Consider the following 20,390-nt stretch of genomic DNA (forward strand, 5'->3'; position numbering starts at 1 on the left):
CCGTCCTGCCAGAGTTCGACGACGGCCGAGCCGAGGATGTGCCCGGCGTCGCGGAAGCGCAGGCGCAGGCCCGGCAGGAACTCGAGTTCGCTGTCGTAAGGCAGCGGACGCACGTTCGCGAGCGCGGCCTGCGCGTCCTGGCGCGTGTACAGCGGCTGCTCGGGCTTGAGTCCCTGCTGCATGCGCTTGAGGTTGTCGCGCACGATGTCGCTCTCGGCGATCGATGCGGCGTCTTCGAGCATGATGCGCGCGAGATCGGCGGTTGCGGCCTGCGCGTAGATCGGGCCGCGGAAGCCGCGCTTGACGAGCAGCGGGACGCGGCCGATGTGGTCGATGTGCGCGTGGCTCAGCACGAGCGCGGCCAGGCGCTGCGGATCGAACGGAAACGGTTCGGCGTTGCGCCGCTCGGTTTCCTCGTCGCCCTGGATCATGCCGCAGTCGAGCAGGATCTGATGGTCACCGACGCGGACCAGATGCGAGGATCCCGTGACTTCGCCGTTCGCACCGCAGAACTGGACCTGCATGGCAACTCCGCATCGATGACCGGTTGCCGATTATGCGCGCGCCGCCGTCCGCCGCATCCGGCCCGCCAGTGCGCCGCGGTGTCCAAACCTTCGACACTGTAAGATTTCGGGTTTCGTGCCTACGCTGCGCCATTGCTCCGGGATTTCCGCATGAACCTGCGTTCCGCCCTGCCGCGCCTGTCGGCGCTTGCCCTGGCTTTCGCCGCGACGCTGGCCGCCGCCCACACCAACCAACGCGGCCTCGATCCGCGCAATTTCGATACGAAAACCGCGGCCTGCGCCGATTTCTTCCAATACGCGAACGGCGGATGGCTCGCGGGCAATCCGATCCCGCAGGAATACAGCCAGTGGAGCCTCGACAACGAAATCCAGGACCGCAACGAAGCGGTGTTGCATGACGTGCTGAAGGCGGCCGCGGAAAAACCCGGCGCCGCGGGCAGCGTGACGCAGAAGATCGGCGACTTCTTCGCAAGCGCCATGGACGAGGCCGCCGTCGAGAAGGCCGGCGCGAAACCGCTCGCCGCCGATCTCGCGCGCATCGCCGCGCTGAAGACGAACGCCGACATCGTGCCGCTGCTGCGCGATTGGCACGCCGCCGGTACGCAGGTGCTGTTCGACTTCGGCCCCGAGGCGGACATGAAGAATGCGTCGCAGGTGATCGGCTATGCGACGCAGGGCGGACTCGGCCTGCCCGACCGCGACTACTACTTCCGCGACGACGCCAAGTCGAAGGCGCTGCTGCAGCAATACCGCGACTATGTCGCCGCGCTGCTGAAGCTGACCGGCGACAGCGCCGCCGCCGCGAATGCGGCGCACGTCGTGGCGCTGGAGACGCGTCTGGCGAAGGATTCGCTCGATCCGCTCGCGCTGCGCGATCCGAACAATTTCTATCACATCCACACGCTCGCACAGGCCGATGCGAAGACGCCGCATTTTTCCTGGGGCGCGTATTTCGCGGCGCTCGGCCGCGGCGACGTCACGAGCTTCTCGCTCGCGCAGCCCGAATTCTTCGCGGCGATGGACAAGGCGCTGACCGACGTGCCGCTCGCGCACTGGCAGGCGTATCTGCGCTTCCATCTCGCCGACGATGCAGCCGCGTACCTGTCGAGCGACTTCGTCAATGCGCAGTTCGCGTTCCGCTCCAAGACGCTGCGCGGCGTCGAAGTGCTGAAGCCGCGCTGGCGGCGCGCGATCGACGCGACCAACGCAGCGCTCGGCGAGGCAGTCGGCGAAATCTACGTCGCGCGCGTATTTCCGCCGGCGGCGAAGGCCGGTGCCGAGCAGCTCGTCGGCAATCTCAAGAAAGCGCTGCGCGCGCGCATCGCGAAGCTCGACTGGATGGACGCGCCGACCAAGCAGGCGGCCTATGCCAAGCTCGATACGCTCGTCAGCAAGATCGGCTATCCGGACCGCTGGCGCGACTATTCCGGCCTGACGATCGCGCGCGGCGACTATTTCGCGAACATCGAAGCGGCGAGCCGGTTCGAGGCGAAGCGGCTCTACGCCAAGATCGGCAAGCCCGTCGACCGCGGCGAGTGGGAGATGACGCCGCAGACCGTCAATGCGTACTACAACCCGCTGCAGAACGAAATCGTGTTTCCGGCCGCGCAGCTGCTGCCGCCGTATTTCGACGAGAAGATGGACGACGCCGTGAACTACGGCGGCATCGGCTCGGTCATCGGCCACGAGCTGCTGCACGGCTTCGACGACCAGGGCAGCCAGTTCGATGCGAAAGGCAACCTCGCGAACTGGTGGAGCGACAAGGACAAAGCCCAGTTCGAGGCGCGCACGGACAAGCTCGTGAAACAGTTCGACGCGTTCGTCGTCGTCGACGACCTGCACATCCAGGGACGGCTCACGCTCGGCGAGAACATCGCCGACCTCGGCGGCCTGCAGGTGGCCTGGGACGCATTCCGTATCGCGCAGGCCGGCAAGCCCGGGAAACCCGTCGACGGCATGACGCCCGAGCAGCGGTTCTTCCTCGCCTTCGCGCAGGCCTGGCGCACCGCGCAGCGCCCGGCCGCGCTGCGCCTGCAGGTCCAGTCCAACGTGCACTCGCCGGCAAAATGGCGCGTGCTCGGCCCGGTCGCCAACCTGCCGGAATTCGCCGCGGCGTTTTCCTGCAGGGCCGGCGACGCGATGGTTCGCGACGCGTCGCAGCGCGTCGTGATCTGGTAATTCCACTTCGTCCCAACGTACACACCGATACCCGCAGCAGCGGGAACAGCGACCAGAGGCTCCACATGAAACACCGCCTGATCAAACCCCTCGTGCTCGCCGTAGGCCTGGCCTGCAGCGGCTTCGCGCTCGCGAACAAGATCGAGCTGACCCGCGGCATCGACGTCAGGCAGTTCGACGCGCAACGCAAGGTCTGCGACGACCTGTTCGGCTACGTCAACGCGAACTGGCTCAAGGCCAACGCGATCCCGGGCGACCGCTCGACCTGGGGCAGCTTCGAGCAGCTCGACGAAGCGTCGATCCACGCGACGCACGAAATCGCGGAAGCCGCCGCGAAGAACCTCGCCACGCTCGATCCGGCGTCGATCGACGCGAAGATCGGCGCGTTCTACAAGAGCGGCATGGACGCGGCGGCGGCCAACAAGGCCGGCGTCGCGCCGATCGCGGACTGGCTCAAGCGCGTCGACAGCCTGAAGTCGCCCGAGGACATCGTCGGCTTCGTCCACGACACGCATGCGGCCGGCCTCGGTCTGCTGTTCAACTTCGGCGGCGAGGCCGACTTCAAGAACTCGTCGATGGAGATCGCGTATGCGTTCCAGGGCGGCCTCGGCCTGCCCGAGCGCGCCTATTACCTCGAGGACGGCAAGGACGGCAGCTACAAGAAGATCCGCGAGGCCTATCAGGCCTACGTCGCGCAGCTGCTCGAACTCGGCGGAACGCCGAAGGCCGCGGCGACCAAACAGGCCGAGAGCGTGCTCGCGTTCGAGAAGCGCCTTGCGACCGCATCGCTCGCGCCGGTCGAACTGCGTTCGCCGGAGAACCAGTACAACTTCGTGACGCTCGACGAGGCGCAGAAGAAGAATCCGCATTTCGGCTGGAACAAGTTCTTCGCGCGCCAGAACCTCTCCGACAGCAAGGGCTTCTCGCTGTCGCAGCCCAAGTTCTTCGCCGAAGTCGACACGATGATCGAGCAGGTGCCCGTCGCCGACTGGCAGGCGTACCTGCGCTTCAAGACGCTCGACGGCGCGGCGCCGTACCTGACCGACGCACTGGCCGAGGCGCACTTCGGTTTCCACGGCAAGACGCTGCGCGGCCAGCAGGAAAACCAGCCGCGCTGGAAGCGCGTCATGGAGTCGATCGAGAACGGCATGGGCATGGCGATGGGCCAGCTCTACGTCGCGAAGAACTTCCCGCCGGAAGCCAAGCAGCGCGCGCAGGAACTCGTCGACAATCTGCGACAGGCGACGAAGGCGCGCATCGAGAAGCTCGACTGGATGAGCGCCGACACGAAGAAGAAGGCGCTCGAGAAGTGGGCGTCGTTCACGCCGAAGATCGGCTATCCGGAAGACTGGCGCAAATGGGACGGCCTGACGGTCAAGGCCGACAACTATTTCGCGAATGTCGCCGCTGCGGCCAGGTTCAACAACGACTGGGCCATGTCGAAGATCAACAAGCCGGTCGACCGCCGCGAATGGGGCATGACGCCGCAGACCGTCAATGCGTATTACAACCCGCTGCAGAACGAGATCGTGTTCCCGGCCGCGATCCTGCAGCCGCCGTTCTTCGACGCCAAGGCCGACGACGCGCTGAACTACGGCGGCATCGGCGCGGTGATCGGCCATGAGATCCTGCACGGCTACGACGACGAAGGCAGCAAGTTCGACGCGAAGGGCAACCTCGCCGACTGGTGGACGAAGGAAGACCGCGAGAAGTTCGACGCGCGCACCGACCGGCTCGTCAAGCAGTTCGACGACTACGTCGCGATCGACGGCCTGCACGTGAAGGGCAAGCTCACGCTCGGCGAGAACATCGCCGATCTCGGCGGCCTCGCGGTTTCCTACGATGCGTTCAAGCTCGCGCAGAGCAAGGCCAAGGACCCGAACGCGAAGATCGACGGGCTGTCGCCCGACCAGCGCTTCTTCCTGAACTTCGCCCAGGTCTGGCGCCGAGCGTTCCGCGACGCCGAACTCAAGCGCCGCCTCAACGTCGATCCGCACGCGCCGGCGCAGTTCCGCGCGGTCGGCGCGCCGTCGAACATGCCGGCCTTCGCCGACGCGTTCGGCTGCAAGGCCGGCGACGCGATGGTCCGCAGCGGCGAGAAGCAAGTGAAGATCTGGTAACCGGAACGCGATCCGGTCACGACGAGGGCGCCGCAGGGCGCCCTCTTTTTTCGCGCGTGATCGATTCGCCCGCTCCGTATCGAGTCTGCAGCCGGGACGCGCATGAGTCGCGCCTCGGCATCGGCCGCGCAGTCCGCGCGGGACCGATGCCGCCGACCAGACCAAGGAGCCACGCCATGTCCATCGCAACCTTTTTTCGTTTCGCTGCCGCCGTCGGATTCGCGGGACTGATCGCCGGCACGCCGGCCTCCGCGCAGACGACGATGCCGCCCGTCATCGTCGAGGCGACCGCCATTCCGTCCGGGCGCGTGATCTGCTCCGGCTACGGCTGCGCCACGCTGCTGATGACGATGATGTCCGAATACAGCGTCGAGCACGGCACGGCGGACGAACCGATCTCGCCCGACGACGCCGTCATCGACCGTTCGCAGTTCTGCGCGCGGCAGCGCGCCGAAAAGCCGCAGAACTGTCCGGCCAGCGATCCGCCGCCGGTGCCCGGCGTCAACGTCGATTTCTCGCTGTACATGGGACAGATTTCGGACGGCTGCTATGGCCATTGGGAAAGCGGCATCGAAGGCGAAATGTCCTACGACCTGCGCCTGCAGTTCAGCGGCAACGCTGACCAGCCCATGAGCGGCGCGTATTTCGGCAACGCCTGCCGCTCGCACGATGCCTGCTATGCGGCGCAGCTCGGCCAGAGCCACTGCGACTCGAATTTCCTCGACGCGCTCGATGACGCGTGCGGCGCGGCTGGCATCAATGCAGCGACCTGCGCGCGCTTCGCTTCCGCCTACGCGTCCGCGCTGTCGCGCAACGGCGGCTATGCCTACGACTCACACGGTCTCGCCGCGGAATGCGCGATGTGGCACCACGACATGGAACAAAACCAGTGTCCGAAGCAGTGATGAGCGACTAGCCGAACGACCGCCCGGCACGAGTCGCCGGGCGGCGGCCGCGCAACGCGGCCGGCGGATACATCCGCACGCAGTCAGTCGACGATCGCGTGCGGCACGAAGCGCGAGGTGTCGCGCGTGATCAGCGTGGTGTCCTCGCGGATGCCGATGCCCGCGGCACGGTCGGCGACGACCCAGCTGCCGACGACGGCATAGTTGCCGTCGAACAGCGGCAGCGGCTGCGCAGCCTGACGTACCCACGGCGAATCGTCGTACGGGCCCGATGCGACGTGCTGGCTGCCGTCGGGCAGGATCAGCGTGACGTTCGCACCTTCGCGCGAGTACATCGGCTTTCTGACCCAGCCCGGCGCGAGCGCTTCGCTGTCGCCCGTCTCGAAATGCGCTTCGAGCAGATTCGGATGCCCGCGGTGCTTGTGCCACAGCAACGGAAGAATGCCCTTGTTGCTGAGCAGCGTCTTCCACGGCGGCTCGATCAGGCGGATGCGCGATCGCGGCAGCGCCGGGCCGAAGCGCTCGACGAACAGGAATTCGAGCGGATACAGCTTGAACAGCGACTCGATGACATAGTCGTCGAGATCGGTGAAGCGGCTGTCCGTCGACAGGCCGATGTCCTCGATCGCGATGCTGCGCGTGTCGATGCCGGCCTGCTCGGCGCAGTCGCGCAGATAGGCGACCGTGCCCTGGTCTTCGAGCGAATCGCGCACCGCGGAGAAATACAGCGGCTTGGGCAGATCGGGCGCGATCGTCGCGAAGGTCTCGACGAGCAGGTCCTGGATCAGGTTGTACTGGTCGGCGGACTCCGGCAACTGTCCGCGCGCCTGCTGCTGCTCGAGCCAGACCCACTGGAAGAACGCCGCTTCGTACAGCGCCGTCGGCGTGTCGTAATTGAGCTCGAACAGCTTGGCCGGACCCTTGCCGTCGTAGGCGAGATCCATGCGGCCGTACAGATGCGGTTCGCCGCGCCGCCAGGACTCCGCGATCCAGTCGCGGTAGCCGGCGGGCACGGCGAGCCGGTCCATCAGCTCCTCGCTCTGCACGATCTCGCCGACGAGGCCCATGGCCATTTCGTGCAGTTCCGTCGTCGGGTCTTCGAGGTCGTCCTCGATCTGCCGCAGCGAGAACGCGTAGTACGCGCTCTCGTCCCAGTACGGCTCGCCGTCGATGGTATGGAAGCGGAAGCCGAAGCTTCTCGCCGTGTCGCGCCAGTCGGTGCGTTCGGGAATCGCGATTCGCCGCATCGTCAGCTGCCCGAACTTCCGCCCCAGCCGCCCTTCGCGCTCGAGGACGAGCCGAAGCCGGAGCGCGACATGGTCACGGCGCGTGTCGGCGCCTGCATCGCACTGCGCGCGACCGTCGTCGTGCCCGTACTGCGCGAGATCGGCTGGCCGCCGGAATTGATGTAGCCGCCGCTCGACCCGAAGCTGGTGTGCGAATAGTACAAAGGTTGTGACTGGTAATAGTTCGGCCGGCCCGCGTAGTAGCCCAGCGCGTAGGCGGCCATCAGCGGAATGAACTGGATGCCGGCCCCCTGGTTCACGGAATGGCACTTGCCCGAGCCGAAGTCGGTTTCGCAGTCGGCCTGCGAGGTGTAGCGCGGTGCGACGCGCTCGTGCTCGGACTTCGCGTGGTCGAACGCGGCCTTGCACTGGTCTTCGGTCAGGCGCGCGCCCGCGACGCATTCCGTGACGTCCTTGTACAGCACGGCTTCTTCCTGCGCTTCGCAGGCCGTCAGCAGCACGGGCGCCGTGCCCATGAGCAGGAGGCGAACGGTAGGAGATCGTTTCATGGCGCTGGCCTCAGTAGCTCATGCTGGCCGAGTTGACGAGTCCGACCGCGATCGCGACCGCGGCCGAGAAAATTCCGGCGGCGCGCTCGTCGCGCGCGATGCGGCCCGGCAGATCGGAAACCACGATGCGCACGGCGAAGAACGCGAACAACTGCACGATCAGCGCGACGACACCCCAGAGCACGCAGTCGAGCAGGCTGACCGCATGCGAGATCGCCGCATGCAGCGGCAACGCGAAACCGACCAGCGATCCGCCGAAGGCGATCGCCGAAGCCGGCTTGTTTTCCTTGATCAGCGCGAACTCGGCGTGAGGGGTCAGGCGCACGTAGACGAGGCAGAACAAGATGATGAGCCCCGCACCGATCGCGAAATACGACAGGAACGCCGGCACGCCACCGAGGTAACGCAGAATCGAATCGGTCATGACTAGCTCCTTTTCAGGTGATGGTGAGGTCGGCCTGGCTGACATCCACGCCGATCGAGTACGTGATGCAGTATTCGTTGGGGCCGTAGTCTTCCGCGCTGACGATCACGTATTCGTAGCGATCGAGTTCGGGCACGTGACGCTGGTAGAGCATCGCATAGTGCGTGAGTTCGTAATCGGGCTCGCGGAAGTCCTTGTTGTAGACTTTTTCGTCGAACACGACGGGCGGCGCCCACTCGCTGCCGGCGATGCCCTCGCCCCAGACGCGGTCGTAACGCTGCCCGGCGAGCAGCAGCGACACGGCCCCGATCTGCGAACCGCGCTTGACCCAGTCGTTGAACGCGTTCTGGTTCGGCGGATTGACGGTCTCGTGGAACACGAACAGCTTGACGTCGTCGATCTGTCCCGCCGTCGTGCCGACCTGCACGAAGGCATCGTCGGTCAGGTAATAGCGATGCAGCCGCGAACCGCCGCCGAGTTCGACTTCGCCCCAGGCCTCGATGAGCTGGTTGCCTTCGGGCGCCTCGAACACGAGCCGGTCGCCGGCGACGCGAAACGGCAGGCTGTCGACGGCGACAGCGCCCTTGAGGCGCAGTCCGAGCGGACCGGGCGGCGCCGTCGCGGGTTCTTCGGGTTTCGAACCGAAAATTTTTCCGAGCCAGCTCATGGTTCACACGCTCCCCAGTTGATGCGCGCCGGATCGATGCGGCGATCGGCAATGTAGTACAGCGTCGCGTTCGCGCCGACGCGGTCGGAATCGGGCGGGTTCAGGCGCGGCTCCGCCCCGAGGCCCGCGGTATAGCCGAGCAGCGTCACGCCCAGCTCGTGCTTGAAGGCATTGAACAGCTTCCCGTAGGCGCAGCCGGTGCTGCGCTCGGGCACGCGAAGGCTGAACTGGGTCGCCCCGCCGGCGATCGACAGCAGCTCGGCGGCAACCGCGGCGCTGCCGGCGTCCTGCGCCGCGCGCACCATGACCTCGACGTGCAGCGGCAGCACGCATTCGACCGCAGGATAGTGCGCCTTGAGCACGGCGCAGGTGTCGCTGCGCTCGAAGGTCACGACGACATGGCCGCGCGGCTTGCTCGCGAGCACGGCGAAGGCCGCGGCGAGCGTCTGCTCGTCGTTGGCGCCGTTGATAATGATGCGCGCCGCCGCGGCGACGCTCGCGCGCTGATAGCAGACCGGATCCGCCAGCGATTCCACGCGCACGAACCGGATGTGTTCGGGCCGCGGATTTTCCATTTCGTCGGATGCGACGAGCACGATCCCCTCGTCGTCGGTGACGCTGTCCTGCACCAGCAGGTCCAGCATGCGCAGCGTATCGCGCCCCATCCAGCCGACGATGACGGTATGCCCGCTCATCGCGGGATAGCTGTGTTTGCCCATGGCCCTGCGCCTCCAGGTGTCGATCAGTCCGGTCGTGGCCTTGCCGATGAACATGGCGAACAACGTGACGCCGCCGGGCAGCAGCCATAAGATCGCGACCCAGCGGCCGGCCTGCGTCTGCGGCGAGAGGTCGCCGTAGCCGATCGTCGTTGCGGTGACGATGTAGTAGTAGAACCAGTCGGTCGCCGTGACGAGTTTTTCCTCGCCGGCGAGCAGCATGAGTTCCCAGCTGACAAGGCTGTGCAGCAGCACGACGCCGAGCAGCACGCCCCAGCTCATCAGAGCGAGGTGGCGGTGGAACGCACGCATCAGTCGAATCCAGACCGGCATATGCCCTCCCCGTGGTCATGTCCGGCTGCGGCGCGCGTCCCCGAGCGGCGCCGCGGCTCACGCAAACCCGCCGGCGCCAGGCCGGCGGGTTCCTCCACGTTCAACTGGTCTTGCTGGCGGCGGCGATGTGGTCGAGCTGCGGTACGCCGTCGTGACCGAGCGCCTTCGGCGCCGGCGTCTCGAAACGCGCCAGGATCGACTCGGCCGACGACTCGCCCGGCACGATGCCTGCCTGCGCCAGCCGACGCTGCAAGTCGGTGTCCTCGCCGGTCGCCTTGGCCATCTCGTCGGCGACTTCGAGCTGCGCGGCGCGTTCGGTCTGACGCTGCTTGATGCGTTCGAGCGAATCGAGCGCCGTGCCGAGCTTCGCGCCGGTGCCCGCATGCTGCGCGGCGAGCGCTGCCTGCGCGCGCTGCACGCTTTCGGTCGCCTTGACCGTGTCGATCTGCTGCTTCAGGCGCGTGATGACCGTTTCGGCCTGACGCGAGGACGCCTGCAGCTTCGAGATGCTGTTGTCGTACTCGCCGATGATCTTGGCTTCGGTCGCGATGTCGGCCTCGATCGTCGCGAGCTTGGTCGCGACTTCCTGGGCGAGCCCGCGGTTGTCGCGCGCGAGCGCTTCGCGGATGTAGTTGCTGTACTCGACCTGCTTGGCCTTCTTGTCGTTGAGCTTGTCGTTCGCGATCTTGCGCTGCGCCATGATCTTGGCGAGATCGTCGCGCGAACGCAGCAGCGCGTTCTGCGCGTCGCGGACTTCCTGGTCGAGGATGCGCATCGCATTGGCGTCGACGACGGCCGTGCCGGCCTCGTGGGCGGCGCCGCGGAACAGAGTGATGATCTTGGTCCAGATAGCCATGGCGGTCACTTCAGATGGTCGGCGAAGGCCTCGGCGGCCTGGATGGTGTTGTCGGCGAGCGCGTGGATTTCCTCGACGACGGCGTTCAGCGGCGAACGGCTGGAGAGTTCGCCGAACACGATGTAGAGATCCTCGCCGCCGACATCCTGCAGGCCGAGATTGGACAGCGGGTTGACCGGGTTCAGACGCAGGCACGCTTCGTTGAACGCATTGCGGTCCTTGACCTGGCTCGCAAGACACAGCGGCGAGGAGACGAAGATCTGCTCGCCCGACACGGCCATGTGCATCGCGAGATCGCCGTGTTCGTGCATGGTGATGTGGATGATGGCGTCGACCCCGCCGATCAGGCTGAGTTCGATGCCTTCGAGGTCGACGGTCTTGTCGGAATGCAGCGCCTCGTGCAGCGATTCCGTGGTCCAGGGGGTGTTCACGACGTACCTAGCCTCCTGCGAATGATCGTGAGTTGTGGCGCTGCCAGTGCAACGTGCCAACGTGGGACGAACGAACACGGGGCCAGGGCGTTGCGGGCGTTGCGCGGGGGCTAATCTGACGACTATTGCGAGCCGGTACAAGTCCTGCGAGTGGGACTTGCGGACGGCCGGCGCATCCGTCCGCGTGCGCAGGCGGAGCCGCCGCATCCGGCCGTCGCGCACGCAAAAAGAAAGCCCGGCTTGCGCCGGGCTTTCGGGGTACACGCGAAACGAAAAGCTTACTGCTGCGGGGTCAGCTCGGTGCGGCGGTTGCGCGCACGGCCTTCCTTGGTTTCGTTCGTGTCGATCGGACGCGATTCGCCGTAGCCGGTCGGGCCGGACAGGCGGCTGGCGTCGATGCCGTGCGAGGTCAGGTAGTCGTACACGATGCGCGCGCGGCGCTCGGACAGACCCTGGTTGTACTCGTCGGTGCCGACGGAGTCGGTGTGGCCGACGACTTCGACGCGAGCGTTCGGGTTGCGGGTCAGCGTGTCGACGGCCTGGTCGAGGATCGCGATCGACTCGGCGGTCGGTTCCTGCAGGGTCGGGCCGATGTTGCCTTCACCCTTCTTCGGACGGTCGAACTTGAAGTTCACGCCGCGCAGGTCGATGACCTGGACCAGCGGGCAACCGTCCGGACCGACGTTCGTGCCGGCCGGGGTCGAGGCGCAGCGGTCGTCGCAGTTGTTGACGCCGTCGTTGTCGTCGTCGAGGTCGCGGCAGGACTTCTGCGGCTGCGCCGGCGGCGGCGGATCCTTGCGGACTTCGGTCGGGGTCACTTCACCGCCGCCGCCGAAGTTGATCAGCAGGCCGACGCTGGCGATCGCATCGACGTAGCCGGTGCTGTCGTCGAGCGTGTAGAACTGACGGGAATTGTTGTCGCGGTCGTAGCGGGCCGCGATTTCGGCGCGGAACGCGAGACGGTCGCTGAAGCCGTGCTGGATGCCGCCGCCGACGGTGACCATCGGATCCCAACCGTTGACCTTGGTCGGACGCAGCAGGTTGCCGGAAATGGCAGCGTGACGGAGGAAGCCGAGGCCGCCCATCACGTACGGACGCCAGGAGCTGCCGGCATCGCCGAAGAAGTAGCGGCCGGCAAAGCCGACGCCGACGTTCTCGAATTCGTGACCGTCACGGAGGGAGCTGTCTTCGAAGTCGGCGTTGTTGTGGGTGACTTCGAAATCCACCGCGAAGTTCGGGGTCGACCAGTAGCCGATGCCGATACCGGTGAACAGGGAAGTATCGGTTTCGCGATCGCTGTCCGGGATCACGGCGCCGATGCGCGGAGCGATGTACCAGTTGCTGTAGTCCTGCGCCTGAGCCGAGCCAATACCGGCCAGGGACAGGGCAATCAGGGCAAACAAGCCATTACGTTTCATTCGGAGTCTCCTCATTGGTGTTATCGCGCGCGTCCACTCCACCCCGTACGGACGCAAAGCTCGTTCACTTTAACAAGTAAAAGTGTCGATGGCGTGGCTTAACATTTGGGCCCATTCCTAGGGCGGGCGGCAGTCTAGCAAAATCAACGACCTGTAACTACAGCTCGCCCCACCCGTTCATGTTCCGCTCAGTGCAGACTTAACATTTCGCGCGTTTATTGCGCAAAGCAGGTCATGAACTCGTGAACAGCTTCACTGCGTGGACTACTGCGTGGACTGCGCCGTCGCCGGCGTTCGCCGCTGATGCCAGGCGCAGGACTGCGATCGACGCCCGTGCGCGGCAGCCGCGCAACCGTTTGCAAGTGTCAACAAGAATCACGATTCCGGTCGCGCCGGCTTGACCTCGCGCCAACGAGCCGCTACTTATTCCCGGATCGAAGGGGAGTAGCTCCTCGCGCGCTGATCGTCATCACGGGCCTACGCCCCGGTCGCGCGGCTGTCGTCACCGCCCATCCCGGTAACGCAGTGAGCAAGACCTTCGCCGGACACGGCGAAGTCTTGCCTGCGTTTTTGCGTGTCCTTGTCCCAGCCAAGACAACTGACCCGGGGTATCCATGGAATTTCTGTCGCCTGACTTTTTCACCGCGCTGTTCGCGATCGTGCTCATCGATCTCGTGCTGGCCGGTGACAACGCCATCGTCATTGCTCTCGCGGCGCGCAATCTGCCCCGCGACCTGCAGAAGAAGGCGATCTTCTGGGGTACGGCCGGCGCGATCGGCGTACGCACACTGATGACGCTGGTCGTGGTCTGGCTGCTGCACTTCCCCGGCCTCATGCTCGCCGGCGGCCTGCTGCTGATTCCGATCGCGCTCAAGCTCCTGACCGAAGACAAGAAGGACGACGAGCATGAGATCAGCCGGGTCAGCGGATTCTGGGGCGCCATGCGCACGATCATCATCGCCGACGCGCTCATGGGCCTCGACAACGTGCTCGGTGTCGCGGGCGCGGCACATGGCAACTTCGTGCTCGTCGTGCTCGGCCTGCTGATCTCGGTTCCGATCGTGGTCTGGGGCAGCACCGTGATCCTGCGCCTCGTCGAGCGCTTCCCGATCGTCATCTACATCGGCGCCGGCGCGCTGCTGTGGACCGCGGGCAAGATGATCATGCACGAGAAGTTCATCGCGGACTGGATCAGCGGCAACGTCGCCGTCGAGATCGCCGCCTACGTGCTCATCATCGGTGGGGGTCTCGGCTTCGGCTGGCTGCGCGAGAAGGCGCGCCGCGAAAAACGCGAACTCAAGAGCGCCGGCTGAACGTTCTTCCCGGCCGCCGCCGACGCCCTTGTCGGCGGCGCCGCGGCCAGCCGACGGTCGCGTCCGGCTGAGTTGCCCTCTCCAGTCATTCCATGCATGGTTCGCCGACTTTCGGCACGGCAGACCGCGCATGAGCGACTACCCGCATCTCCTGGCTCCGCTGGATCTCGGTTTCACGACGCTCGCGAACCGCGTGCTCATGGGCTCGATGCATACGGGGCTCGAAGACAAGGCCAGCGACTTCGACAAGCTCGCCGCCTACTTCGCCGAGCGCGCACGCGGGGGTGTGGGACTCATCGTCACCGGCGGCATCGCGCCGAGCATTCGCGGCTGGCTCAAGCCGTTCTCCGGTCGCCTGTCGATGCCCTGGCACGTCGCGCGCCACCGCAAGGTCACGCGCGCGGTCCATGACGAAGGCGGCAAGGTCTGCGTACAGATCCTGCATGCCGGCCGCTATGCCTATCACCCGCTGTCGGTCGCGCCGTCGAAGATCAAGTCGCCGATCACGCCGTTCACGCCATCCGAACTCTCCTCGCGCGCCGTCGAATCGACGATCGGCGATTTCGTGACCTCGGCGAAACTCGCGCGGGATGCCGGCTATGACGGCATCGAAATCATGGGTTCCGAGGGTTACCTCATCAATCAGTTCCTCGTCGAGCGCACGAACCGCCGCGACGACGACTGGGGCGGCACGCCCGGGAAGCGCCGCCGTTTTCCGGTCGAGATCGTCCGGCGCACGCGTGCGGCGGTCGGACCCGATTTCATCATCATCTACCGCGTGTCCATGCTCGACCTCGTCGAGCAAGGCCAGACCTGGGACGAAGTCGTCGCGCTCGCGCAGGAGATCGAGGCGGCCGGCGCGACGATCATCAATACTGGCATCGGCTGGCACGAGGCGCGCGTGCCGACCATCGTCACGAGCGTGCCGCGCGGCGCGTTCACCTGGGTCACGCACAAGCTGCGCGGCCACGTGAAGATTCCGCTGATCGCGACCAACCGCATCAACATGCCCGACGTGGCCGAGGCGATCCTCGCGCGCGGCGAAGCCGACATGGTGTCGATGGCGCGGCCGCTGCTCGCCGATCCGCATTGGGTCGCCAAGGCGCGCGCCGGCAAGGCCGCATCGATCAACACCTGCATCGCCTGCAACCAGGCCTGCCTCGATCACGTGTTCAAAAACGAACGCGCAAGCTGCCTGGTGAATCCGCGCGCGTGCTTCGAGACCGAACTCGTCGTCGCGCCGGCGGTGCAGAAAAAGCGCGTCGCCGTGGTCGGCGCGGGACCGGCCGGTCTCGCCTGCGCGACGACGCTGGCCGAGCGCGGCCATGCCGTCGTGCTCTACGACGCCGCCGCCGACATCGGCGGCCAGTTCAACATGGCCAAGCGCATCCCGGGCAAGGAAGAGTTCTTCGAGACGCTGCGCTACTTCCGTACGCGCATCGCCGAGACCGGCGTCGAGCTGCGCCTGAACACGAAGGTCGACGCCGCCGCGCTCGCCGGCGAGAAGTTCGACGAGGTGGTGTTCGCGACCGGCGTGCATCCGCGCACGCCGGCCATCGCCGGCGTCGACCATCGCAAGGTCGTCAGCTACTACGACGTGCTCATGCGCAACCGGCCGGTCGGGCACAAGGTCGCGCTGATCGGCGCGGGCGGCATCGGCTTCGACGTGGCCGAGTTCCTGACTCAGGCGCACCCGTCCCCGACGACCGACGTCGCGCGCTGGTCCGAGGAATGGGGCGTCGACACGAACTATGCGGCGCGCGGCGCGATCGCGCCGCCGCGGCCCGAGCCGCCCGAGCGTCAGGTCTGGCTGCTGCAACGCACGCAGGGCAAGCCCGGCGACAAGCTCAACAAGACCACGGGCTGGGTGCACCGCGCGGCGCTGAAGGCCAAGAAGGTCACCATGATCGCCGGCGTGACCTACGAGCGCATCGACGACGCCGGCCTCCATATCCGCATCGGCGACGAGGTGCAGGTGCTGCCGGTCGACACGGTCGTGCTCTGCGCCGGGCAGGAATCCAATCGCAGCGACTACGATGCCGCCACGGCGCTCGGTCTCAGGACCCACGTGATCGGCGGCGCCGATGTGGCCGCCGAACTCGACGCCAAGCGCGCGATCGCCCAGGGCACGCGGCTCGCGGCCGCCCTATGACGGGTGCGCTGCGGCGCGGCGGCGCTCTTTCCGGACGAGCATTGCGAAAGCGGTCCGGCAGCGCCTACTTCCTGCGCGACACGGCCGAATCGACAGGGACGGCCGGCAGACACCCGCGCCCGCCTCCCGGGCATCCGAAGCCAGCCCGGCAACCAGGTGACGCCCGTCACATTTTTTGACCGAACCGGATTCCTCGGCGTACTGTTGCCGTCCGCATGATTTTCCGGAAGCGGGCGACGTCCTGTCCGTCGCCGGAGGACATGCGGATCAGAGGCGGTATCCACTGGCCGGCGAGGCCGCGCGAAGGGACGTTGTGTTGCGGTAACGGATCCCAAAGCAGATTTTTCTTTTGGGGAGTGATCCATGCGCAAAATGCGAGTTTCTTGTCTTTTTAATTTTGCAGTATTCGGTGTTCTGATGCTTTGCCTCGGCACCGCCGGCGCACAGACGTATACGGCGGGCCCGGGTCTCGCGCTGGCAGTACCCGACAACACCTATAACGGCACGATGGGCGCCATGCTCTGCAATACGATCGCCGTGCCGAGCGGCGGCGGCGATACGGTCGCCACGGCGACGGTGCAGGTCGCGATGAGCCACACCTTCGTCGGCGATCTGACGATCAAGCTGGTCAGCCCGGGCGGCAGCACGATCACGCTGACCTCGCGTCCCGGCGTCGCGGAAACCGTCGACGACGGCAACGACACGGCCGGCTTCGGCGAGAACTCGAACCTAGCGATCGCCAACCCGCTGACCTACGACGACGCCGCCGCGAATCCGGCCGAGCAGATGGGCAAGGTGCCGAGCGATCTCGCGACAGGCGACGTCATCTGCGCCTTCGCCGGCTCGCCCTGCTCGTATTCACCGGCGCCGGGGGCCGCCACGGCGGGTAATCTCGGCACTCTGGCCGGCCAGAACAAGGTCGGCAACTGGCAGCTGTGCATCGGCGATTCGGCATCCGCCGACACCGGTACGCTGGACGGCTGGAGCCTGACGCTGAGCACGACGCCGGTCTCGCTGCAGAGCTTCTCGATCGACTGAAGGGGCTTGGGAACGCCGCAACGAGAAGGGAACGTCGAAGAATAATGTCGACGACCCCGCGGCGCAGTCATGCGCCGCTTCGCGAAAAGCGATTGATCAGCGGAGCCGAGTCCGGACCTGCGCCGGACTCGGCGACTCTAAAAGTCGCCGGAACGGCGGTTTTTAGAGATTCCCTGAAAAGGCCGCGAGGCCCCTTTTTTCTTTTCGCGCAGCTGCCGCGGCCATTCCCGGGGCCGGCGACACGCCTTCGGTGCTCAGCGCTTCTCGATCGACACGTAGGCGCGATCGTCCGGGCCGACGTAGTTCGCGCTCGGGCGGATGATCTTGCCGTCGATGCGCTGCTCGATGATGTGCGCGCTCCAGCCCGACGTGCGGGCGATCACGAACAGCGGCGTGAACATCGCCGTCGGCACGCCCATCATGTGGTAGCTCGACGCGCTGTACCAGTCGAGGTTCGGGAACATCTTCTTCAGGTCCATCATCAGCGTCTCGATGCGCTCGGACACTTCGAACAGCGTGCGGTTGCCGCCCGCCTCGCAGAGCTGCCGGCTGATGAACTTGATGATCGGATTGCGCGGGTCGCCGATCGTGTAGACCGGGTGACCGAAGCCGATGATGATTTCCTTCTTCTCCATGCGAGCGCGGATATCGGCGTCGGCCTCGTCCGCGCTGCGGTAGCGCGAGATGATGTCCATCGCCACTTCGTTCGCGCCGCCGTGCTTGGGGCCGCGCAGCGCGCCGATCGCGCCGGTGATCGCCGAATAGAAATCGCTGTTCGTGCCGGCGATCACGCGCGCGGTGAAGGTCGACGCGTTGAACTCGTGTTCGGCGTAGAGGATCAGCGACTGGTCGAGCGCGCGTTCGTGCAGCTCGCTGGCCGGCTTGCCGTGCAGCAGATGCAGGAAGTGGCCGGCGATCGACTCGTCGTCGGTTTCCGTCGCGATGCGGCGGCCGTTGTGGCTGAAGTGATACCAGTACAGCAGGATCGAGCCGAAGCAGGCCATCAGGCGATCGGCGATGTCGCGCGCCTCGGCGATCGGATGCGATTCCTTTTCGGGCAGCACGGTACCGAGCACCGAGGCGCCCGTGCGCATGACGTCCATCGGATGCGTCGACGCCGGCAGCAGTTCGAGCGCGGCCTTGACCGGCTGCGGCAGACCGCGCAGGCGCTTGAGCTTGGTACGGTAGGCGGCGAGTTCCGACGCGGTCGGCAGATGCTCGTGCACGAGCAGGTACGCGACTTCCTCGAAGGTCGCTTTTTCCGCGAGGTCGGCGATGTCGTAGCCGCGGTAATGCAGATCGTTGCCGCTGCGGCCGACCGTGCAGACGGCCGTGTTGCCGGCGGCGACGCCCGAGAGCGCGACCGATTTCTTGGCCTTGGGGAGGACTTGCTGTGCCGCTTCGCTCATATGTACTCCATCGTTGGCGCGGCGGAGGAGTCCGCGACGCCGTGCTTCAATCGTTGAATTCTTCGGCCTCGACGCGCTCGCAGCGATCGACTTCGCGATAGCCGTCCTCGCGGCCCGGCGCGGTGTCGACGACCCAGCACTCCTCGAGCGTCGAGCAGTAGCACAGGCGCCGTTCGATGCGCTTCACGGCCGTTCCGACGCGCGCCCAGACCTCGGGCTGCGGGAACTGCGCCATCACGTAGCGTTCGCCGCCGCTGATCACGACGTTGTTGACCGTCGACTGGACATAGTCGTCCGGCTTCAGGCCGAGCGTCTTGGCGAGCATTGCCCAGTCGCGCTGCGCGACGCCGCCGACGCTGACGCGCAGGCTGCGGATCACCGCAGGGCCGACGCCCTTGTTGATGACGAGCATTTCCTGCTGCGTTTCCGAACTCATGAGCAGCAGCCGCGGCCAGACCTGCGCGCGGACCTGCTGGCGCTGCAGCAGCGCGGTGTATGCCGATACACCGAGCGCGAGCAGGCCGACGAGCGTGGCGACGATGGCCGAATACGCGGCCCAGTCGCGACGGCGCGGCGGTGCGGCAGTGACCGGCCCGGCTTCATTCACGGCATCAGTCCGCGGGCTTGCTCGCGAAGAGCTCGTCGAGCTTGCGTTCGTAGGCGTGGTAGCCGAGGTAGTCGTACAGCGCATCGCGCGTCTGCATGGTCGGAACCGCAGCCTTCTGCGTGCCGTCGCGGCGGATCGTCTCGTAGACGTTGAGCGCGGCCTGGTTCATCGCGCGATACGCGCCGCAGCAGTACAGCACGATGTCGACGCCGGCCGCGCCGAGTTCGGTCGTCGTGAACAGCGGCGTCTGGCCGAACTCGGTGATGTTCGCGAGGATCGGTACGTTCACCGCATCGCGGAAGGTGCGGTACTGCTCCAGCGTGTAGATCGCTTCGGGGAAGATCATGTCGGCGCCGGCCTCGACGCAGGCCTGCGCGCGCTCGATCGCCTTGTCGAGGCCTTCGACCGCGATCGCGTCGGTGCGCGCCATGATCACAAAGCCGTCGTCGTAGCGCGCGTCGACTGCTGCCTTGACGCGGTCGACCATCTCGTCCTTCGGCACGATCGCCTTGCCCGGGCGATGGCCGCAGCGCTTGGCGGCGACCTGATCCTCGATATGCAGTGCGCCGGCGCCGGCCTTGATCAGCGAACGCACGGTACGCGCGATGTTGAAGGCGCCGCCCCAGCCCGTGTCGACGTCGACGAGCAGCGGCAGCGGACATACGTCGGTGATGCGGCGGATGTCGGTGAGCACGTCTTCCATCGTGCTGATGCCCAGATCCGGCATGCCCAGCGAATTCGCCGCGACGCCGCCGCCGGAAAGATAGATCGCCTTGAAACCGACCCGTTCGGCCATGCGCGCGGCGTAGGCGGTGATGGTGCCGACGACCTGCAGCGGCTGCTCGGCGGCGACGGCCTCGCGGAAACGCGTACCGGCACTCGGGATCTGGCTCATGGGGATCTCCGCTCAAAGACCGCGATTTTAAGCCAGTTCGGCGGTTTCGGCAGCCGGGGCGCGCGGAACCGACAAATCCGGCGCCGTACCCGGAGAATCCCGCGCCGTCCTGCGTAGGTCTTACCATTCCGCCACGACCCGCCCCTGCGCCGCGCATGAAAACGACCGAGCCGTCCGACTACGCCCGCGTGAAGTCGCTGTTCCTGCAACTGCACGACGCGGACGCGGCGCAGCGCGCGGCACGGCTGGCCGAACTCGAACGCGAGCAGCCCGAATACGCCGCGGCGCTGCGGCGGCTGCTCGCGGCATCGGGCGCGCCGCTCGACAGTCTCGATCAGGCCGCGCGCGAGCCGGCCGTCGTCGAGTTTCCGCGCTACCGCTGCCTGCGCGAACTCGGCCGCGGCGGCATGGGCCGGGTCTGGCTCGCCGAGCGCAGCGACGGCGCGTTCGTGCAGCGCTACGCGCTCAAGCAGCTCGACCGCGAACGCTGGTCCGACACCGAGCGCGAGCGTTTCGTGCGCGAGCGCCAGATCCTCGCCGAACTCGATCACCGCAACATCGCGAGCCTCGTCGACGGCGGCAGCGACTCGCGCGGCGCGCCGTTCCTCG

19 protein-coding genes are annotated in these 20,390 nt (G+C 66.4%); 7 read left to right on the plus strand and 12 right to left on the minus strand.

All coding sequences use genetic code 11. The features are described 5' to 3' along the window. Positions 1-524 (minus strand): MBL fold metallo-hydrolase (locus VLF18_RS08005; RefSeq protein ID WP_325279099.1); only part of this gene is annotated, 524 nt, incomplete at its 3' end. 150 nt (positions 525-674) lie between these two features. Here VLF18_RS08005 and VLF18_RS08010 point away from each other — a divergent pair. The 3 genes from VLF18_RS08010 (at position 675) to VLF18_RS08020 (ending at position 5,727) form a co-directional block, all read left to right on the plus strand. Beyond that, entirely contained in the window at positions 675-2,702 is a 2,028-nt protein-coding gene (locus VLF18_RS08010; RefSeq protein ID WP_325279100.1) for a M13 family metallopeptidase, read from the plus strand. A gap of 65 nt (positions 2,703-2,767) precedes the next feature. Continuing rightward, positions 2,768-4,822, plus strand: a complete 2,055-nt coding sequence (locus VLF18_RS08015; protein ID WP_325279101.1) for a M13 family metallopeptidase — start codon at positions 2,768-2,770, stop codon at positions 4,820-4,822. Between the two features lie 176 nt (positions 4,823-4,998). After that, entirely contained in the window at positions 4,999-5,727 is a 729-nt protein-coding gene (locus VLF18_RS08020) for a hypothetical protein (protein WP_325279102.1), read from the plus strand. 83 nt (positions 5,728-5,810) lie between these two features. Here the strand turns inward: VLF18_RS08020 and VLF18_RS08025 are convergent, their stop codons facing one another. From VLF18_RS08025 to VLF18_RS08060, 8 genes are all read right to left on the minus strand, one after another. Further along, on the minus strand, positions 5,811-6,974 hold the full coding sequence (locus tag VLF18_RS08025) for a glutathionylspermidine synthase family protein (RefSeq protein ID WP_325279103.1): 1,164 nt from the start codon (positions 6,972-6,974) through the stop codon (positions 5,811-5,813). Positions 6,975-6,976: 2 nt separating this feature from the next. Then, entirely contained in the window at positions 6,977-7,522 is a 546-nt protein-coding gene (locus VLF18_RS08030) for a DUF1190 domain-containing protein (RefSeq protein WP_325279104.1), read from the minus strand. Positions 7,523-7,532: 10 nt separating this feature from the next. Next, the gene (locus tag VLF18_RS08035; protein ID WP_325279105.1) at positions 7,533-7,946 is read right to left on the minus strand and encodes a DUF350 domain-containing protein; all 414 of its coding nucleotides are present in this window, start codon (positions 7,944-7,946) and stop codon (positions 7,533-7,535) included. A gap of 13 nt (positions 7,947-7,959) precedes the next feature. Further along, positions 7,960-8,613 carry a YjfK family protein gene (locus VLF18_RS08040; protein ID WP_325279106.1) on the minus strand — a complete coding sequence of 218 codons (654 nt, stop codon included), beginning with the start codon at positions 8,611-8,613 and terminating at the stop codon, positions 7,960-7,962. Next, positions 8,610-9,641, minus strand: a complete 1,032-nt coding sequence (locus VLF18_RS08045) for a potassium channel family protein (RefSeq protein WP_325279107.1) — start codon at positions 9,639-9,641, stop codon at positions 8,610-8,612. The genes VLF18_RS08040 and VLF18_RS08045 overlap by 4 nt, the downstream gene beginning before the upstream one ends. A 121-nt stretch (positions 9,642-9,762) precedes the next feature. Then, on the minus strand, positions 9,763-10,518 hold the full coding sequence (locus tag VLF18_RS08050; RefSeq protein ID WP_325279108.1) for a PspA/IM30 family protein: 756 nt from the start codon (positions 10,516-10,518) through the stop codon (positions 9,763-9,765). Positions 10,519-10,523: 5 nt separating this feature from the next. Then, the gene (locus VLF18_RS08055) at positions 10,524-10,949 is read right to left on the minus strand and encodes a YjfI family protein (protein ID WP_325279109.1); all 426 of its coding nucleotides are present in this window, start codon (positions 10,947-10,949) and stop codon (positions 10,524-10,526) included. Positions 10,950-11,227: 278 nt separating this feature from the next. Further along, positions 11,228-12,367, minus strand: a complete 1,140-nt coding sequence (locus VLF18_RS08060) for an OmpA family protein (protein WP_325279110.1) — start codon at positions 12,365-12,367, stop codon at positions 11,228-11,230. 614 nt (positions 12,368-12,981) lie between these two features. Here VLF18_RS08060 and VLF18_RS08065 point away from each other — a divergent pair. The 3 genes from VLF18_RS08065 to VLF18_RS08075 all read left to right on the plus strand — a co-directional run bounded on the left by VLF18_RS08065 (position 12,982) and on the right by VLF18_RS08075 (position 16,870). Next, positions 12,982-13,680 (plus strand): TerC family protein, encoded by a 699-nt coding sequence (locus tag VLF18_RS08065; protein WP_325279111.1) that lies wholly within the window; start codon positions 12,982-12,984, stop codon positions 13,678-13,680. 130 nt (positions 13,681-13,810) lie between these two features. Then, positions 13,811-15,832, plus strand: coding sequence for an NADPH-dependent 2,4-dienoyl-CoA reductase (locus VLF18_RS08070; RefSeq protein ID WP_325279112.1), 2,022 nt, complete (start codon positions 13,811-13,813; stop codon positions 15,830-15,832). A gap of 417 nt (positions 15,833-16,249) precedes the next feature. Next, the gene (locus VLF18_RS08075; RefSeq protein ID WP_325279113.1) at positions 16,250-16,870 is read left to right on the plus strand and encodes a proprotein convertase P-domain-containing protein; all 621 of its coding nucleotides are present in this window, start codon (positions 16,250-16,252) and stop codon (positions 16,868-16,870) included. Between the two features lie 254 nt (positions 16,871-17,124). Here VLF18_RS08075 and prpC read toward each other — a convergent pair whose 3' ends face one another. The 3 genes from prpC to prpB are packed head-to-tail and all read right to left on the minus strand — an operon-like array spanning position 17,125 to position 19,781. Continuing rightward, positions 17,125-18,279 (minus strand): bifunctional 2-methylcitrate synthase/citrate synthase, encoded by a 1,155-nt coding sequence (gene prpC, locus VLF18_RS08080; protein WP_325279114.1) that lies wholly within the window; start codon positions 18,277-18,279, stop codon positions 17,125-17,127. Between the two features lie 46 nt (positions 18,280-18,325). Then, entirely contained in the window at positions 18,326-18,886 is a 561-nt protein-coding gene (locus tag VLF18_RS08085) for a hypothetical protein (protein ID WP_325279115.1), read from the minus strand. A gap of 4 nt (positions 18,887-18,890) precedes the next feature. Beyond that, positions 18,891-19,781, minus strand: coding sequence for a methylisocitrate lyase (gene prpB, locus VLF18_RS08090; RefSeq protein ID WP_325279116.1), 891 nt, complete (start codon positions 19,779-19,781; stop codon positions 18,891-18,893). A 155-nt stretch (positions 19,782-19,936) separates the two neighbouring features. Between prpB and VLF18_RS08095 the strand changes: the two genes are divergently transcribed. Beyond that, the coding region (locus VLF18_RS08095; protein WP_325279117.1) for a protein kinase domain-containing protein at positions 19,937-20,390 on the plus strand (454 nt) is incomplete at its 3' end.

The organism is Tahibacter sp. (genome assembly GCF_035481375.1).
GTDB lineage: Bacteria > Pseudomonadota > Gammaproteobacteria > Xanthomonadales > Rhodanobacteraceae > Tahibacter.

Bases quoted from the DNA above. Each gene is read 5' to 3' on its own strand.
- prpC (WP_325279114.1), bottom strand. From the start codon at position 18,279: ATGAGCGAAGCGGCACAGCAAGTCCTCCCCAAGGCCAAGAAATCGGTC.
- VLF18_RS08075 (WP_325279113.1), top strand. From the start codon at position 16,250: ATGCTTTGCCTCGGCACCGCCGGCGCACAGACGTATACGGCGGGCCCG.
- VLF18_RS08010 (WP_325279100.1), top strand. From the start codon at position 675: ATGAACCTGCGTTCCGCCCTGCCGCGCCTGTCGGCGCTTGCCCTGGCT.
- VLF18_RS08060 (WP_325279110.1), bottom strand. From the start codon at position 12,367: ATGAAACGTAATGGCTTGTTTGCCCTGATTGCCCTGTCCCTGGCCGGT.
- VLF18_RS08040 (WP_325279106.1), bottom strand. From the start codon at position 8,613: ATGAGCTGGCTCGGAAAAATTTTCGGTTCGAAACCCGAAGAACCCGCG.
- VLF18_RS08050 (WP_325279108.1), bottom strand. From the start codon at position 10,518: ATGGCTATCTGGACCAAGATCATCACTCTGTTCCGCGGCGCCGCCCAC.
- VLF18_RS08045 (WP_325279107.1), bottom strand. From the start codon at position 9,641: ATGCGTGCGTTCCACCGCCACCTCGCTCTGATGAGCTGGGGCGTGCTG.
- VLF18_RS08065 (WP_325279111.1), top strand. From the start codon at position 12,982: ATGGAATTTCTGTCGCCTGACTTTTTCACCGCGCTGTTCGCGATCGTG.
- VLF18_RS08030 (WP_325279104.1), bottom strand. From the start codon at position 7,522: ATGAAACGATCTCCTACCGTTCGCCTCCTGCTCATGGGCACGGCGCCC.
- VLF18_RS08025 (WP_325279103.1), bottom strand. From the start codon at position 6,974: ATGCGGCGAATCGCGATTCCCGAACGCACCGACTGGCGCGACACGGCG.
- VLF18_RS08020 (WP_325279102.1), top strand. From the start codon at position 4,999: ATGTCCATCGCAACCTTTTTTCGTTTCGCTGCCGCCGTCGGATTCGCG.
- VLF18_RS08035 (WP_325279105.1), bottom strand. From the start codon at position 7,946: ATGACCGATTCGATTCTGCGTTACCTCGGTGGCGTGCCGGCGTTCCTG.
- VLF18_RS08015 (WP_325279101.1), top strand. From the start codon at position 2,768: ATGAAACACCGCCTGATCAAACCCCTCGTGCTCGCCGTAGGCCTGGCC.
- prpB (WP_325279116.1), bottom strand. From the start codon at position 19,781: ATGAGCCAGATCCCGAGTGCCGGTACGCGTTTCCGCGAGGCCGTCGCC.
- VLF18_RS08070 (WP_325279112.1), top strand. From the start codon at position 13,811: ATGAGCGACTACCCGCATCTCCTGGCTCCGCTGGATCTCGGTTTCACG.